We start from the raw sequence: 16,180 nt of genomic DNA, 5'->3' as shown, positions 1-16,180 counted from the left end.
CCCGAGAGAGAATGAGACACACTATGGCTGACGGGCGCATGATGGCCCCTAGCAGCGGCGACAGCCTGCTGTTTTTGACGGACGAACAACTGCGGCAGGGGATCGAGGCGATGTTCTTTGCCTATCGCGGATTCACCGCCGATCCTGACCGGATTCTGGCCGATATGGCCTATGGCCGCGCGCATCACCGCGCCGTCCACTTCATCAACCGCGCCCCGGGTACGACGGTGAACAACCTGCTCAATATCCTTGGGGTCACGAAACAATCGCTCAACCGTGTCTTGCGCACGTTGATCGCCGATGGTCTGGTACAGAGCAAGGTTGGCCGCAATGACAAGCGCGAGCGGCATCTGTTCCTGACCGACGAGGGTCGCAAGCTGGAACAGGAGCTATCAGACGCTCAGCGCGCGCGCATGCGGCTGGCCTTTCGCACCGCCGGACCCGAAGCCGTGGCCGGTTTCAGAACGGTATTGGAGGCCATGATGGACCCCGAAATGCGCCAAAGCTTTGACCGGCTGCGCGAAAGCGCCCCATGAACGATCTCGACCCGCACCTGCTGGTCGTCGACGACGATGAGCGGATTCGCAGCCTGTTGAAGAAATTCCTGATGCGGAACGGCTTTTTGGTCAGCACGGCCCGCGATGCGGCCCATGCGCGGCGGGTGCTGGCGGGGTTGGAATTCGACCTCATCGTGCTTGACGTGATGATGCCCGGCGAAGACGGCATGGCGTTGACCCGATCTTTGCGCGAAACCCTGCAAACCCCAATCCTGTTACTGACTGCCAAGGGCGAGACCGACAACCGCATCGAAGGTCTTGAGGCCGGGGCGGATGACTACCTGCCCAAACCCTTCGAGCCGAAGGAACTGCTGCTGCGCATCAACGCCATCCTGCGGCGGATGCCCGACACCTCTGCTGCCGACACCGCGCCAAAAGTGCTGTCGCTCGGCGTGATCCGCTATGACATGGAGCGGGGTGAGATGTGGCAGGGCGACGATCTGGTGCGCCTCACCGCGACCGAAGTGCAGCTGATGAAGATTTTCGCCGCGCAGCCCGGTGTCGCGCTCAGCCGGTCCAAACTGGTCGAAGAGTTGGGCCGCGACCGGGGCCAAGCGCAGGAACGCGCGGTCGATGTTCAAATCACCCGCCTGCGCCGCAAGATCGAGAGCGACCCGAAACAGCCGCAATACCTGCAAACCGTGCGCGGCGCGGGCTATATGCTGGCCCCGGACTGACCCCGCCCCGCCTGCTCAAACGGGCCGGTAAAATTCATCACGCAAGCCCGCTGGCAATGCGCGGCGCGAAGTTCTATTGTCGCGCGAAATTCCGACAACGAGGCGCGCAATGTCCGACACACCCGTAGAAGAGATGAACTTTGAGACCGCCATGGCTGAGCTTGAGAAAGTCTTGGGCCAGCTTGAAAACGGCAATGTCGCATTGGACGAAAGCATCGCGCTTTACGAACGCGGGGCCAAGCTTAAGGCGCGCTGCGAGACCAAGCTGAAAGAGGCCGAAGAGAAGGTCGCCGCGATCACGCTTGACGGCGATGGCAACCCGAATGGGCTGAAACCCGTCGAAGGGCTTTGACCGCCCACATGCAAGAGACCACCCCCCGTCCCTTGGCAGAGGCGCTCGCCCATGCCCGCGATCTGGCGCAAGCGCAGATCGACGCCGCACTCGGCGCGCATGACGGCCCCGTGGCCGAGGCGATGCGCTATGCCTGCGGCGGCGGCAAAGGGCTGCGCGGCTTTCTGGTGATCGAATCCGCCCGGTTGCATGGCATCGCCCCCGGCATGGCCGCCCCGGCAGCGGCAGCCATCGAGGCGCTACATGCCTATTCGCTGGTGCATGACGACCTGCCCTGCATGGATGACGACGATCTGCGCCGGGGCCAGCCCACAGTGCACCGCAAATGGGATGAGGCCACTGCCGTTCTGGCCGGTGACGCGCTGCAAACGCTGGCCTTTGAACTCCTTGGCCAAGCGCCCTGCCCTGCAGAGGCGCGTCTGACCTTGATGACCAGCCTCGCCCAAGCGGCAGGCGTCGGTGGCATGGTCGGCGGACAGGCGTTGGACATTGCCGCCGAAACCGCCCCCGCGCCGCTGTCGCTGGCCGAGATCACGGCGCTTCAGGCAGGCAAGACCGGTGCCTTGATCGAATGGTCCGCCATGGCCGGGCCACGGATGGCCGGTGCTGATGCCACCGCCCTTGGGACTTACGCCAAACACCTCGGCCTCGCCTTTCAGATCGCGGATGACATCCTTGATGTCGAAGGCGACGCCGAAACGGTCGGCAAGGCGGTCGGCAAGGACGACGCGGCGGGCAAGGCCACTTTCGTGTCCCACCTCGGGCTGGCCGGAGCCAAGACCCGCGCCGCCGAATTGGTGGACATGGCCTGCGACGCCCTATCTGAATATGGACCAGAGGCGCAGAGCTTGCGAGCCGCTGCCGCCTTCGTTATTGCCCGCGACAGCTAGCCGGGCGGCACATGCGCCAATGCGGCACCAGAGAGGCCCCGATGAGTGACAAACCCGCCACACCCCTGCTTGATCAGGTCACCCGCCCTGCGGACCTGAAACACCTGTCCGATGCCGAACTGACCCAAGTCGCGCGCGAATTGCGGGCCGAGACGATCTCGGCCGTGTCGGAAACCGGCGGACATCTGGGCGCGGGGCTTGGCGTGGTCGAACTGACCGTCGCTTTGCATGCGGTCTTCGACACCCCGCGCGACAAGATCATCTGGGACGTGAGTCACCAATGCTACCCCCACAAGATCCTCACCGAACGCCGCGACCGTATCCGCAGCCTGCGCATGAAGGACGGGCTGTCGGGCTTCACCAAACGCAGCGAATCCCCCTACGACCCCTTTGGCGCGGCGCATAGCTCGACATCGATCTCAGCCGCGCTCGGCTTTGCGGTGGGCCGCGATCTGGGCGGCGTGATCCCCGAAGGGCTGGGCGACGCGATTGCCGTGATCGGCGATGGCGCGATGAGCGCGGGCATGGCCTATGAGGCGCTCAACAACGCGGGCGACCTAAAGAAACGCCTGATCGTCATCCTCAACGACAACGAGATGTCCATCGCCCCGCCCGTCGGCGCGATGTCGAGCTACCTGAGCCGCCTCTACGCCGAAGCGCCGTTTCAGGACTTCAAAGCCGCCGCCAAAGGCGCGGTGAGCCTGCTGCCCGAGCCCTTCCGCGAGGGGGCCAAACGGGCCAAGGATATGCTCAAAGGCATGGCCGTGGGCGGCACGCTCTTCGAGAACCTCGGGTTTTCCTACCTCGGGCCGATCAACGGGCATGACATGGACCAGTTGCTGCCGGTGCTGCGCACCGTCCATCAACGCGCGATCGGGCCGATCCTGGTCCACATCCAGACGCAGAAGGGCAAGGGCTATGGCCCCGCCGAAGCCGCGCGGGATCGCGGCCATGCCACGGCCAAGTTCAACGTGGTGACGGGCGAGCAAAAGAAAGCCCCCTCCAACGCGCCGAGCTACACCCGCGTTTTCGCCGACAGCCTGCTGGCCGAGGCCGCCGAGGATGACAAGATCTGCGCCGTGACCGCCGCCATGCCCGATGGCACCGGCCTCGACCTTTTTGCCGAACGCTATCCCAGCCGCTGCTTCGACGTGGGCATCGCCGAGCAGCATGGCGTGACCTTCTGCGCGGGCCTCGCCGCGGCGGGGATGAAACCTTTCTGCGCGATGTATTCCACCTTTTTGCAACGCGGCTACGACCAAGTCGTGCATGATGTCGCAATCCAGCGCCTGCCGGTGCGTTTCGCCATCGACCGCGCGGGGCTCGTGGGCGCCGACGGGCCGACCCATGCGGGCGCCTTCGACGTGGCCTTCCTCGCCAACCTGCCGGGTTTCGTGGTCATGGCCGCCGCCGATGAGGCCGAGTTGCGCCATATGGTCGCCACCGCAGCCGCCCATGACGACGGCCCCATCGCCTTCCGCTATCCGCGCGGCGAAGGGCGCGGGGTCGAGATGCCGGAGCGCGGCACGCCGTTGGAAATCGGCAAGGGCCGGATGATCCGCGAAGGCAGCAAAGTCGCGCTTTTGTCCTTTGGCACGCGGTTGGAGGAGGTCGAAAAGGCCTCCGAAGCGCTCAGCGCCAAGGGCATCACCCCCACCATCGCCGATGCGCGTTTCGCCAAACCACTCGACCGCAACATGATCCTGAAACTGGCCGCAGACCACGAAGCCCTGATCACCATCGAAGAGGGCGCAGTCGGCGGCTTCGGCAGCCATGTCGCGCAATTGCTGGCGGATGAGGCGGTGTTCGACAAGGGGCTCAAGTTCCGCTCCATGGTGCTGCCCGATACCTTCATCGATCAGGCCAGCCCGGCGGATATGTATGCCGTGGCGGGGATGAACGCCGAACAGATCACCGCCAGGGTGCTTGAGGTGTTGGGCATTGGCGACTTGGACGCGCAGCGCGCCTAACTTGCGGCGGTCAGCACCAGCAGGCCGCCCGCGACCAACGTAATCGCCACGCAGAGATAGCCCAAAAGCACGAAGAGCCCGTCGCGGGTGAATAGCCCGAAAGCCAACAACGCCACGGTGCCCGCCCCGAGCGACGACATCATCGGCAGCACCTCCATGAAGGGCCAGCCGAGCGGGATGATCGTGACCACGACAAGTGTGATGAAACGCATCGGCCCGGTTGTGAGGAACTGAAGGCGCGGCTTGCAACGTCCGTCGACAAAGGCGCAGGGCCGACGCAGAAACCTTACGCAGCCGCTCAACCGATGCCCTGCCACCTCACGCCGCAACAAGAACTGTGGCATCCAAAGCCTGCGCCGTCCGGTCACGGCCTGCACGGCCAGCAAGATGATCGTCACCGCCGCGAGGGTCGAGACGCCGGGAATGCCCGACAGGGGCGAGACCAGCAGCAAGGCGACGATCAGGATCAGGGGGGTGATCGAACGGTCCCCGATCTCATGCAGCACGTCGTTGATCGACACCGCTTCCTTCTCTGCCGCGCGCTCCATGCTATCCAGCAAATGGGCCAACGTGTGTTCGTCTTGACGCATTCAGAGCCTCTGGCGGTGCCTCGGATTCAGTCTTCCGCCTCCAGCAGCGCGGCCAGACCAGAGCGGTAATCGGGATAGATCGGTTGCCAGCCCAACGCCGCCTTGGCGTGATCGTTCCGGACCTTCTTGCTCTCCGCGTAAAAGCTGCGGGCCATGGCGGTCATCTCGGCCTTGTCGAAGTCCACCGCCGGGGGCAAGGGCAGGCCCAAAAGCGCGGCGGCATGGCCGATCACATCCTGCGGCGGGGCCGGATCATCGTCACAAAGGTTATAGATCGCCCCCGGCTGCGGCTTGGCCAGCGACAGGTCCAAGGCTTGGGCGATATCCTCCACATGAATACGCGAGAAGACCTGCCCGGGCTTGATGATGCGCCGCGCCGTGCCTTTGCGCACCTTGGCGAATGGTCCGCGCCCGGGGCCGTAAATGCCCGCGAGCCGGAAGATATGCAGCGGCAGGCCGGGGATCGCGCCCCATGCCGCCTCGGCCTGCACCCGCGCCGCGCCACGCCGGGTGGAGGGGGTGAGCGGTGTCGTCTCATCCACCCAATCGCCCCCATGGTCGCCGTAGACGCCGGTGGTCGACAGATAGCCGACCCACCGCAAATGGGGGGCCGCTGCGGTGATTTCATCCTGCAGATCCAGCAGAACCGGATCCCCTTCCGGCCCCGGCCCGGCAGAGACCAATAGGTTGGGCACCTCTTGCAAATGCGAAGACAGATCGCTGCCGGGCCAAAGCATCGGCTCCACCCCCGTCGCGGCAATCTCATCCAGTTTTTCGCGGCTGCGGGTCGTGCCGATGATGCGCCAGCCTTGCGGGAGCAACCGGGCCGCCAAGGCCCGCGCGCTATAGCCATGGCCGAGGGAAAGAAGCGTTTTATCCATACCGCCAAAGTGGCCCGCTTGGGCCGCAACCACAAGCGGCAAGCGGTGGATTTACTCTTTCAAAAGGTCGAGCCGCTGCGATCATTAGAACCTGCGCGATTAACCCCGGCGCTCCGCTGGTAGCGAGACTACCATGCACTTCGCTATGAGGACCTTCGCAACGCCTCAGGCGGGGCGAACCCCTCAACCCAACGGTAGACCACTTGACGCGCCAGCGCTTCGTCATTCGCCACCAGCGCCTCACGCAGGTCTCGCAGGGCCGAGGCGATTTCGAGTTCGTGCAGCCCGTTTTCCCGCGCGGAATAGATTTTGGGATGGGCCGTATTGATCAGCAGACCGCTCAACGTGAGCTCTTCGGTCATCTTTTCGCCGGGGCGCAGACCGGTGATCTCAATCTCGATATCGCCATCGGGGTTGTCTTCGTCCCGCACGGTGTATCCGGCGGTCTCGATCACCTGCCGGGCCAGTTTGAGGATCGGCACGGGTTTGCCCATGTCCAGAACAAAGACCTCGCCTCCCTGGGCCAGCGATCCGGCCTGTAGGACCAAGCGCACAGCCTCTTCGACCGTCATAAAGTAACGCGCCACACCCCGGTCTGTCACCGTCAACGGGCCACCGCGGCTGACCTGCTCTTGGAACAGTGGCACGACCGACCCGGAGGACCCCAGAACATTGCCAAAGCGGACCATGGAGAAGATGACACCGCCCGGGCCGCCATATTTGCGCGCCATATCCTGAATGACGAGTTCGGCAAGGCGCTTGGACCCGCCCATGATATTGGTCGGGCGCACGGCCTTGTCGGTGGATACGAGGATGAAACGCTCCACCCCCGCCCGGGCAGCCTGTTCGGCCAAAGCATGGGTGCCGATGACATTGTTCACCAGCCCCGACAGCGGGTTCGCCTCGACCAAGGGCACATGTTTATAGGCCGCGGCATGAAGAACCACATTCACCCCGTGTTGCGACAGCACTTTGCGCAGCTGCCGGGTATCCGTCACCGTCCCCAAGACCGAGACGATTTCGATATCGCTGCCCTCGGCCAACTGGCGGATCTCCATGTCGGCGTTATAGAGGGCCAGTTCGCTCAACTCGAAAAGCACCAGTTTGGTGGGCCGACAAAGCAACACTTGGCGGCACAGTTCCGACCCGATGGAGCCCCCTGCACCCGAGACGAAAACCACTTTACCCGCATAGCTCTCGCCCCCTTCGTTGATCATAGGGGTGACCTCATCCCGGTTCAAAAAGCGGCTCGGAGAGACGGGGGAGAGCTTGTCGACCAAAGCCTCTTCGCCGATCAGCTGCGCGAAGGAGGGGAGGGTCTGCACCTCAAGACCCAACTTTTCCAACCGCCGAGCGATCTGGGCCTGTTTGGGGGTGCTGAGCGAAGGCACGGCAAGCAACACGCGATCGATCTGCTTTTCGACGGTAAGTTCAGCGATGCCCCGTGGGGAATAGACCGGCAGCTTCGAGACGTTGAGCCCCTGAAGCGCGATATTGTCATCAACAAAAGCAATCGGTTCGATCGTTTCATGGCCGCGCAGGGCCGAAACCAGTTGCGTCCCCGTGGTGCCTGCGCCGTAGATCAAAACGCGGCACCGCGCGTCGCCCGTCCGGTAGATTTGCAACACGATATGCAACAAGATGACCCGCGACAGCACCACCAGCGAGAAAAAGATCGCCCCGAACATCACATGTACGCCGATTGGGAAATCCAGCCCCAGAAGGGACGCGCCCAGCAGAGATACGGCCGCAAGGGTGGTCCCGAGTATCGCGGTGCTTCCGACCGCTGCGGTTTCATAGGCATTGAGTTGCGTGGTGCAGACCCCCAAGCGGATCGAAACGATGATACCGACGATCAGGGTGAGAGGTAGCGTGAGGGCGTAGCTGAAAAAGGCATCGAGGAAGGGTTCAGGCAATCCGCGCACCGCCAGCGCGAGGATGGCAGCCAGCAGGATCAGACAGGAATCGAGCGTCAGCATGATTACGCGCTTTTGCCGCTTGGTCAGCGACTTGATAATGCTCAGCATGCGCCGCTCCCCTGTTTACGGCTGTATTCGAGAATGCACTGCGTTCCCCACCTGCGCACTACCATCTTCTGTCCTTGGCGCCGATGCACCACACTAAGGGGGAAAACGGCCAAACGCGCATAATACATCGCCATCCGAATCTACAATTGCTTAAATATGCGGCAAACAATGCCACGCTTTGGTTAACAAAACCAATTCTTAACACATTTGCTCAGCGGCGTCTCGCCCGATGACTGAAAACGTTAACCACGGCTGAAGAAGTTCTGGACGGTTTGCAACATCAGGGCAAAGTCAAAACAGATGCTTTGATGGCGCTGATAGATCAGATCAAGCTGCGCCTTGCGCGGGACGCAGGTGCGACAATAGACACGATCGGTCTCTGCCGCGGTCTCGCAGCGTGACAGCAGCCGTTCTTCATGTTTGTGAAAGCGGATCGTGGCCAGACCGGTCACCCCGGGCCGGGATTTCAGGACGTCGGCATAGACCTCGGGGAAACGCTCAACATATTCGCGCAGCGGCGGGCGGGGGCCGACAAAGCTCAGATCACCGCGCAGGATGTTCCACAGCTGAGGAAACTCATCCAAGCGCCGCGCCCTGAGCCATGCGCCCGTGGGCGTGATCCGCGCGGCCTTGTTGCCGCCCGACACGCCCTGATCCTCTTCGGCCACCGTCATCGTGCGCAGTTTCCAGAGCTTGAAACTCTCTTCCGGCGTTTTCATCCGCTCGGCCACATGGAAAAGTGGCCGCCCCTCTTTGACCAGCAGCCAGACCAGCAAGCCCAGCAGGATCGGCCCCAAGATGACAACGAGAAGGCTGGCGAAGAACAGATCGAAAATGCGCTTGCGCAAAGTCATTGATGGGTCTTCATCGTTTGTTCATATCCTGCTGCCATTCATGCACCAAACCGGCGGGCGTTTGAGTTTCTGGCGTGAAATCGACGTGGCGTTCAAGTGCATTCGTATCCAGCCGCACCTCGGGAATGGCGGCGGGAGGGGCGGGTTTGGCCTCCCACGCCAGCCCCGCCGCATCCAGCAACGCCCCCATTTCCACCGCGCCGGGGGCCGCGATGTTCAGAATGGGCGGCAGTTTGTCTGCTCGGCAGAGCGCGTGCAGCACCCGCGCCAAGGTCACCGGCCCGATGTAACTGCGGCTTGGCGTGCGACCATTGGTGAAGCGATCAATCTGCATACCCGGCCGCCAGCCCCCGAGGATCGCATCCGCCCCCGCTACGTTGCCGATCCGTAGCGCAGTGACTGCGGTCTCGCCGCTCGCCTCTTGCACCGCCTTTTCCATCGCAAGCTTCTGCCTACCGTAATCCGACAGCGGAGCGCAGGACAGTTCCTCTTGCAGCGGGCCGTCCTCTGCACCGTAGACCGCCGCCGATGAGGCGACGAGAAGCCGCGGGACCCCCGCCGTCTCTGCCAGTTTCAACGCAGCTAAGGCGAGGGTCGCATTGTCTTCCAAAGCGGCATCACAAGCACCCGCGCGGGCCGGTGTCACACCCGCCAAAGAGATGATCGCTCTTGCCCCACGCGCGGCTGCGAGGGCCGCGTCGCTTGGGCTCTCTTCTGCATCTGGCAAATCGAAATCATAAAAACCGGGGCGCGGTGCCCGCGACTGGCTGCGCAGACCCTGCGGCTCTGGCCAATGACGGCGCAGCATGCCGCCCAATCGGCCCGTCGCACCAAGTAAGAGGACTCCGTCGATTGCCAACCCCCTGCCCGAAGCCGCATTGCCCATTGAAATCATTGACGCCATAGGTTCAGCCATTATCCTGCCGAATTAGAATTGTAATCATAGGCCGCGCAGGCAGCATTCTGCGAGACCCGTTATTTTACATTAGACATTGATCAAATACCCCGGTTTGCCGGCAAAACATTCGGAAGCGATGCGCATCTTATGAAGCACCTCAGCAAGCTGTTCCTCTCGATCCTGCTGGCATCTTCTCTCGCGGCCTGCGCAAACCTTCCGCGCGGTGCCGCCATTCAGAAAGAGGTGACACGGGCGGCGGAGACTCCAGATGCGGATATCGCTGTCTATCCGGTAACCCATGCCTTTCTGCCCCATGTTGCCCATTGGCCCCGAACCGATAGTAAGCGCCATAGTTGGATCGGCGCCAGCCGGGGGTCAAATGCCCAAGTCATCCGCCCCGGTGATCGGCTGGACCTTTTGATCTGGGACAGCGGCGATAACTCCTTGCTGACCTCCCCGGCTCAACAAGTCGCCACCCTGCCCGGCATTCGCGTCTCGGAAAGCGGGACCATCTTCATGCCCTATATCGGCAAGATCAAAGTCTCTGGCCGCACGCCAGATTCGGCCCGTCAATTGCTTCAACGGCAGCTTGAGGGGATCGTGCCCTCCGCACAGGTGCAACTGGCGATGACCGAAGGACGCGGCAATTCGGTGGACCTCGTGGGCGGGGTCAACAAGCCCGGCAACATCCTGATGCCGGACAACAACTTTACCGTTCTCGCTGCAATCTCGGCTGGCGGCGGCGTGCTCTCCAGTATCGAAAACCCGCAGGTCAAACTGCTGCGCGGCGCCAATATCTATACCACCTCGATTGACCGACTTTATGAGAACCCAAGCCTTGATACCCGGCTGATCGGAGGCGACAAGCTGATCATCGAAGATGACCGCCGCTACTTCCTGTCGCTAGGTGCCGCCGGGCGGGAAGCACAGTTTCCCTTCAACCGCGACGAAGTCTCGGCGCTGGACGCATTGGCAATCATCGGCGGGGTGAACGAATCCCGCGCCGATCCCGAAGGCATCTTGATCCTGCGCGAATACCCCGCCAGCGCGGTGAGTGCGGGCGTGCGCGGCCCGCGCCGCACGCGGGTGGTGTTCACGCTGGACCTGACCACATCCGACGGGCTGTTCTCGGCGCGGAATTTTCACATTCAATCCGGCGATCTGGTGCTCGCGACGGAAAGCCCGCTGTCGGACACCCGCACCATTCTGGGTCTTGTCGGATCGGTCTTCGGACTGGTGAATACCGCCGGAAACCTCAGCAACTGACCCTAGCCTATCCGCTTGCCCTCGGGCACCAATGCATTGATCTGCGCGAGGTGTTCGGGCAAGCAGCGGGTTAGGAAATCGTAATTCTCAACCACATGAGCCCGCGCCGCCGGGCCGAGATGGGCGTGATCCTGCGGACGGGCGAGCACCTCTACCACCTGCGCTGCCAGCGCATCGGGGTCGAAGAAATCCACCAGCAGGCCGGTTTCACCATGGGTCACGGCCTCGCGCACCGGGGCCACATCCGAGGCGACGATCGTGGCCTGCATCGACATGGCCTCGAGCAGGGACCAAGACAGCACGAAGGGCATCGTCAGATAGATGTGACAGCGGCTGATCTGCACCAGCTTCTTGAAGTCGGGATAGGGCACTTTGCCCACGAAATGCACGCGGTCCCAATCGACCCGATCCTGCAACTCTGCCGCCATCTCTCCGCGCAGACCGCCGGGGTGATCGCTCTGTTTGCCGTAGGAGACCTCATTGCCGCCGACGATCACCACCCGCGCATGGGGCCGCTCGGCCAAGATACGCGGCAGCGCGCGCATCATCGTGTGAAAACCGCGGGTCTTTTCCAGATTGCGCGCGACATAGGTGATGATCTCATCCTCGCGCGACACGGGCCGCGCCAAACGCCCCAGACGCAGGCTCACATCCGGGTCGGGCAAAAGCTGATCGGTGCGGATACCGTCGTGACAGACATAGAGCTTGCGGTGAAAGCTCTCGGGGAAACGGTCGCGTTGCCAATAGGTCGGGCAATGGCCCAGATCGACGGTTTCGATATTGGCCAGCGGTACGATGTTGCGGGCATGGTTGAGGTAGGGCGCATGGGCCGAGATTTTCTCGGCAGGGTCAAAGCCCACCATGCCGCCGGTCATGTTATAGTAATACTCGAAATAACCGATGATCGGCACATCCGGCCAAAGCTGTTTGAAGAAACTCAACTCCCCCCAACCGACGTGACCGATGATGATGTCGGGGCGAAACCCCTCTCGCGTTTCGATCTGCTGGGCGGCGTTGACGGCGCCGAACCCATTGCCTGAGGCTTCCTCCCAAATGCGCGAGAGACCATAGGCCTTCTCGTCGGGTCGGTGATGGGGGCGGTAGACACGGGTTTCGACCCCCGGCAGCTGCGGCGCATTTTGACGTTGGGTCAGAAAATAAATGCGATGCCCGCCCGCCTGCGCCAGCCATTGTATCAATTCCCGGTATTGGCCGGGCATGTTCTGGTGCACAAAGAGAAAATTCATATAATCGTTCCGTAAAAGCCTTGCGCGCCAGTTAGCCGCAAGCGGCGCGCTCTGGCAACATCGCGCGCCCTTTCCGATGGCGTGATCGCTTGAACCTCCCCCGGCCCTATGTCACCTTTGGACATGACAGATAAAACGTTCCCCTCTTGGCCCGATGTGGCCGCGCAATTGGTCGAGGTCGCCGCCGGACGGCGCGCGGCCGATACGATCATCACCGGCGGCATTTGGGTCAATGTGCACACCCGCGAATGCCTGCCCGACCATGACATCGCCATCGCCGCCGGGCGCATCGCCTTTGTCGGTCCCGACGCCAGCCATTGCCGGGGCGAGAGCACGCGTATCATTGAGGCCAAAGGTCGCCACATGGCGCCCGGCCTTTGCGACGGACATATGCATATCGAGAGCACGATGCTCACCCCCGCCGAGTTCGCCCGCGCGGTGATCCCGCATGGCACGACCTCGGCCTTCACCGACCCGCATGAGATCGCCAATGTGCTGGGCCTCGACGGCGTGCGCATGATGCATGATGAGGCGCTGATGCAGCCCATCAACATCTTCACGCAGATGCCCTCCTGCGCGCCCTCCGCCCCGGGGCTGGAGACCACGGGTTTTGAGATCACCGCCGAGGATGTGGCCGAGGCGATGACATGGCCCGGCATTGTCGGTCTGGGGGAGATGATGAACTTCCCCGGCGTCAGCAATGCCGACCCGCAGATGCTGGCCGAGATCGCAGCGACGCAACGGGCGGGCAAGACCGTGGGCGGGCATTACGCCTCCCCCGACATTGGCCCCGCCTTTGCCGCCTATGTGGCGGGCGGTCCGGCGGACGATCACGAGGGCACCTGCGAGGCCGACGCCGTGGCGCGGATGCGGCAGGGGATGCGGTCGATGATCCGGCTGGGGTCGGCCTGGTACGACGTGAAGACGCAGATCACCGCGATCACCGAAAAAGGCCTCGATCCGCGCAATATGATCCTTTGCACCGATGACAGCCACTCGGGCACGATCACCAACGAAGGGCATATGAACCGCGTTCTGCGCCATGCCATCGACTGTGGCTGCGATCCGTTGATTGCTTTGCAAATGGCGACGATCAACACCGCGACGCATTTCGGGCTGGAGCGCGAAATCGGCTCGCTGACGCCGGGCCGTCGGGCGGATGTGATCCTGACCTCGGACCTTGCGAGTTTCCCGGTCGAGACAGTGATCGCGCGCGGCGAAGTGGTGGCCGAAGACGGCAAATGCCTTGTCGACTGCCCGCATTTCGATTGGCCAGACACCGCGCGCAACACGGTGAACATGGCGCGTGACCTCGCGGCGGCGGACTTCGACATCCCCGCCCCCGAAGGCGCCAATGCCGTCACCGCCAATGTCATCGGTGTGGTCGAAAACCAAGCGCCCACACGCGCGCTGAAGTTCGAACTGCCGGTGACCGAGGGCCGCGTGCAGGGCACGGGCGAGGTCTGCCAGATCGCGTTGGTGGAACGCCACCGCGCGACGGGTACGGTGACCAACGCTTTCGTCTCTGGCTTCGGCTATGAAGGGCGCATGGCCATGGCCTCAACCGTGGCGCATGACAGCCACCACATGATTGTCGTCGGCACCGATGCCGAGGAGATGGCCCGCGCCGCCAACCGTCTGCGCGAAGTGGGCGGTGGCATCACCATCTTCCGCGAAGGCGAGGAACTGGCGCTGGTGGCCCTGCCGATCGCCGGGCTGATGTCCGACCGTCCCGCCGCTGAGGTCGCCGCCGATGCCGAAGCCCTTGTTCAGGCGATGATCGACTGTGGCTGCAAGCTGAACAACGCCTATATGCAGCATTCGCTCTTGGCCCTTGTGGTGATCCCCGAACTGCGGATCTCGGACCTTGGGCTGGTCGATGTGCAGAACTTTGAAATCATACCTTTGTTAGAGCCGCAAACATGACAACGATCCTGACCCCGGACACCCCGAACCCGGAAAGCTTCCGCGATGCGACCGCTGCCGTGGACCGTCTGACCGAACTCTATCAGCAAGCCACCACCTTCCTGCGGGAGTCTTTTGCCAAGGCGATGGAGAGCTCGGCCCCCGATGCCCGCGTCCGCGCCTTTTACCCTGAGCTGCGGTTTCGCACCTCCTCCTATGCGCATGTGGATACGCGGCTGTCTTTCGGGCATGTCTCCTCTCCCGGAACCTTTGCGGCGACGATCACCCGGCCCGATCTGTTTCGGAACTACCTGATCCAGCAAATCGGCCTGTTGATCGAAAACCACGACCAGCCGGTGATTGTCGGCCCTTCGACCACGCCGATCCCGGTGCATTTCGCCATGTCCGGCGACAACGCGCTGAACGTGCCGCAGGAGGGGGCGGCGGACTTCACCCTGCGCGATGTCTTTGACGTGCCGGATCTGTCGACGACCAATGACGATATCGTTAACGGCACCTATGTGCCCGAGGATGACGTGCGCCCGCTTGCGCCCTTCACCGCGCAGCGGGTCGATTACTCCCTCGCACGGCTGGCGCATTACACGGCCACGGATCCTGAGCATTTCCAGACCCATGTGCTGTTCACCAACTACCAGTTCTATGTGACGGAGTTCGAGCAATACGCCCGCGAGATGCTGCGCGACCCGGAAAGCGGCTATACCGCCTTCGTCTCGACCGGCAATGCCGAGATCACCGATCCCGATGCGCCCTTGGCCGAAACGCTGAAGACGCCGCAGATGCCGACCTATCACCTCAAGCGGGCGGATGGGTCTGGCATCACGCTGGTCAACATCGGTGTCGGGCCTTCCAACGCCAAGACCGCAACCGACCATATCGCCGTACTGCGCCCGCATGCCTGGCTGATGGTCGGCCACTGCGCCGGTCTGCGCAACACGCAGGCCCTTGGCGATTTCGTGCTGGCGCATGGCTACCTGCGTGAGGATCACGTTCTCGACGACGACCTGCCGGTCTGGGTGCCGATCCCGGCGCTGGCCGAGATCCAGATCGCGCTGGAGCAATCGGTGGCGCAGGTCACCCAGCTAGAGGGCTATGAGCTGAAACGCATCATGCGCACCGGCACCGTCGCCACCATCGACAACCGCAATTGGGAACTGCGCGACCAGTCCGGCCCGGTGCAACGGCTGAGCCAGTCCCGCGCCGTGGCGCTGGATATGGAAAGCGCCACCATCGCCGCCAATGGCTATCGCTTCCGGGTGCCCTATGGCACGTTGCTATGCGTGTCGGACAAACCGCTGCATGGGGAGTTGAAACTGCCCGGCATGGCCTCGGACTTCTACAAAACCCAAGTCGCCCGCCATCTGATGATCGGCATCCGCGCCATGGAGTTGCTGCGCCGCATGCCGCTGGAGCGGATCCACAGCCGGAAACTTCGGTCCTTCGACGAAACGGCGTTCCTATAGGGCTAGAAACAGCGGAAAATCGCATGTTTTCGCGTTTATGGCGCCACAATTCGTTGTGTTATCCCACAACATACCGTTACATTCCGGCCATGAGGCCCTAAAAAGCGGGCAGTCTAAGGAGAATAAAATGGCAAAACCGATGACCAAGACCCAGCTCGTTGCTGCTCTGGCAGAAGAGATGGACACCGACAAGAAATCCGCAGGCGCAGCGCTCGACGCCGTTTGCAACCTGATCACCCGTGAAGTGTCCGCCGGCGGTGCCGTGACCCTGCCGGGCGTTGGCAAAATCTATTGCCGTGAGCGCCCCGAGCGGATGGTCCGCAACCCCGCCACTGGCGAACAGTTCAAGAAAGACGCCGACAAAGTGGTCAAGATGACCATCGCGAAAGCGCTGAAGGACAGCGTGAACGAGTAAGCCTTGGGCTGAGCGTTTACGAAAGGGTCGTCTTCGGGCGGCCCTTTTTTGTTGTGGGATTGATGGAGGGCCATCGCCTCCGGCTTGTTTCCGGGCCGGGTGGCACATCTTACCAAACCCACCTTGCCCTCCCCCTGCAAACCCGCCATTCCTTAGCAAGTTCAGCACAG

The 16,180-nt window shown here is 62.6% G+C and carries 15 protein-coding genes; 9 read left to right on the top strand and 6 right to left on the bottom strand.

Annotation, left to right across the window (positions count from 1 at the left end; genetic code table 11):
• The first annotated feature begins 23 nt into the window (after window positions 1–23).
• The 5 genes from ACGYK4_RS08315 to dxs all read left to right on the top strand — a co-directional run bounded on the left by ACGYK4_RS08315 (window position 24) and on the right by dxs (window position 4,446).
• On the top strand, window positions 24–536 hold the full coding sequence (locus ACGYK4_RS08315; protein ID WP_394455977.1) for a MarR family winged helix-turn-helix transcriptional regulator: 513 nt from the start codon (window positions 24–26) through the stop codon (window positions 534–536).
• A complete protein-coding gene (locus tag ACGYK4_RS08310) occupies window positions 533–1,234 on the top strand; it encodes a response regulator (protein WP_394455975.1) in 702 nt (233 codons plus the stop codon). The genes ACGYK4_RS08315 and ACGYK4_RS08310 overlap by 4 nt, the downstream gene beginning before the upstream one ends.
• 109 nt (window positions 1,235–1,343) lie before the next feature.
• On the top strand, window positions 1,344–1,586 hold the full coding sequence (locus tag ACGYK4_RS08305) for an exodeoxyribonuclease VII small subunit (RefSeq protein WP_067264990.1): 243 nt from the start codon (window positions 1,344–1,346) through the stop codon (window positions 1,584–1,586).
• 8 nt (window positions 1,587–1,594) lie between these two features.
• A complete protein-coding gene (locus ACGYK4_RS08300) occupies window positions 1,595–2,476 on the top strand; it encodes a polyprenyl synthetase family protein (protein WP_394455974.1) in 882 nt (293 codons plus the stop codon).
• Between the two features lie 41 nt (window positions 2,477–2,517).
• Window positions 2,518–4,446: a 1-deoxy-D-xylulose-5-phosphate synthase gene (gene dxs / locus ACGYK4_RS08295; protein WP_394455972.1), complete on the top strand. Its 1,929-nt coding sequence runs from the start codon at window positions 2,518–2,520 to the stop codon at window positions 4,444–4,446.
• Here dxs and ACGYK4_RS08290 read toward each other — a convergent pair.
• The 5 genes from ACGYK4_RS08290 to ACGYK4_RS08270 form a co-directional block, all read right to left on the bottom strand.
• Window positions 4,443–5,036: an exopolysaccharide biosynthesis protein gene (locus ACGYK4_RS08290; protein ID WP_394430558.1), complete on the bottom strand. Its 594-nt coding sequence runs from the start codon at window positions 5,034–5,036 to the stop codon at window positions 4,443–4,445. The genes dxs and ACGYK4_RS08290 overlap by 4 nt on opposite strands.
• Window positions 5,037–5,062: 26 nt before the next feature.
• The gene (locus tag ACGYK4_RS08285; protein WP_394430556.1) at window positions 5,063–5,917 is read right to left on the bottom strand and encodes an SDR family oxidoreductase; all 855 of its coding nucleotides are present in this window, start codon (window positions 5,915–5,917) and stop codon (window positions 5,063–5,065) included.
• A gap of 143 nt (window positions 5,918–6,060) precedes the next feature.
• Window positions 6,061–7,944 (bottom strand): polysaccharide biosynthesis protein, encoded by a 1,884-nt coding sequence (locus tag ACGYK4_RS08280; protein ID WP_394455971.1) that lies wholly within the window; start codon window positions 7,942–7,944, stop codon window positions 6,061–6,063.
• 242 nt (window positions 7,945–8,186) lie between these two features.
• Window positions 8,187–8,798 carry a sugar transferase gene (locus ACGYK4_RS08275; protein WP_394430552.1) on the bottom strand — a complete coding sequence of 204 codons (612 nt, stop codon included), beginning with the start codon at window positions 8,796–8,798 and terminating at the stop codon, window positions 8,187–8,189.
• Between the two features lie 10 nt (window positions 8,799–8,808).
• The gene (locus ACGYK4_RS08270; RefSeq protein ID WP_394430550.1) at window positions 8,809–9,702 is read right to left on the bottom strand and encodes an NAD-dependent epimerase/dehydratase family protein; all 894 of its coding nucleotides are present in this window, start codon (window positions 9,700–9,702) and stop codon (window positions 8,809–8,811) included.
• Between the two features lie 141 nt (window positions 9,703–9,843).
• On the opposite strand from ACGYK4_RS08270, the gene ACGYK4_RS08265 reads away from it, so the two are divergent.
• Window positions 9,844–10,962 carry a polysaccharide biosynthesis/export family protein gene (locus ACGYK4_RS08265; RefSeq protein WP_394455970.1) on the top strand — a complete coding sequence of 373 codons (1,119 nt, stop codon included), beginning with the start codon at window positions 9,844–9,846 and terminating at the stop codon, window positions 10,960–10,962.
• Between the two features lie 2 nt (window positions 10,963–10,964).
• On the opposite strand, the gene ACGYK4_RS08260 is transcribed toward ACGYK4_RS08265, so the two are convergent.
• Complete coding sequence (locus ACGYK4_RS08260) at window positions 10,965–12,209, bottom strand: glycosyltransferase family 4 protein (protein ID WP_394455969.1); 1,245 nt, start codon at window positions 12,207–12,209, stop codon at window positions 10,965–10,967.
• A gap of 123 nt (window positions 12,210–12,332) precedes the next feature.
• Here ACGYK4_RS08260 and ade point away from each other — a divergent pair, with 123 nt between their 5' ends.
• The 3 genes from ade (at window position 12,333) to ACGYK4_RS08245 (ending at window position 16,010) form a co-directional block, all read left to right on the top strand.
• Window positions 12,333–14,135, top strand: a complete 1,803-nt coding sequence (gene ade / locus ACGYK4_RS08255) for an adenine deaminase (RefSeq protein ID WP_394455968.1) — start codon at window positions 12,333–12,335, stop codon at window positions 14,133–14,135.
• Window positions 14,132–15,595, top strand: a complete 1,464-nt coding sequence (locus ACGYK4_RS08250; protein ID WP_067262140.1) for an AMP nucleosidase — start codon at window positions 14,132–14,134, stop codon at window positions 15,593–15,595. Before ade ends, ACGYK4_RS08250 begins: the two co-directional genes overlap by 4 nt.
• 127 nt (window positions 15,596–15,722) lie before the next feature.
• Window positions 15,723–16,010 (top strand): HU family DNA-binding protein, encoded by a 288-nt coding sequence (locus ACGYK4_RS08245; RefSeq protein ID WP_007118569.1) that lies wholly within the window; start codon window positions 15,723–15,725, stop codon window positions 16,008–16,010.
• The last annotated feature ends 170 nt before the right edge of the window (window positions 16,011–16,180 follow it).

Origin of the sequence: Sulfitobacter sp. 1A13368, from assembly GCF_043557275.1 — a bacterium.
Classification (GTDB): Bacteria; Pseudomonadota; Alphaproteobacteria; order Rhodobacterales; family Rhodobacteraceae; genus Sulfitobacter; species Sulfitobacter faviae.
This window is presented reverse-complemented; position numbering and strand designations above follow the sequence as displayed.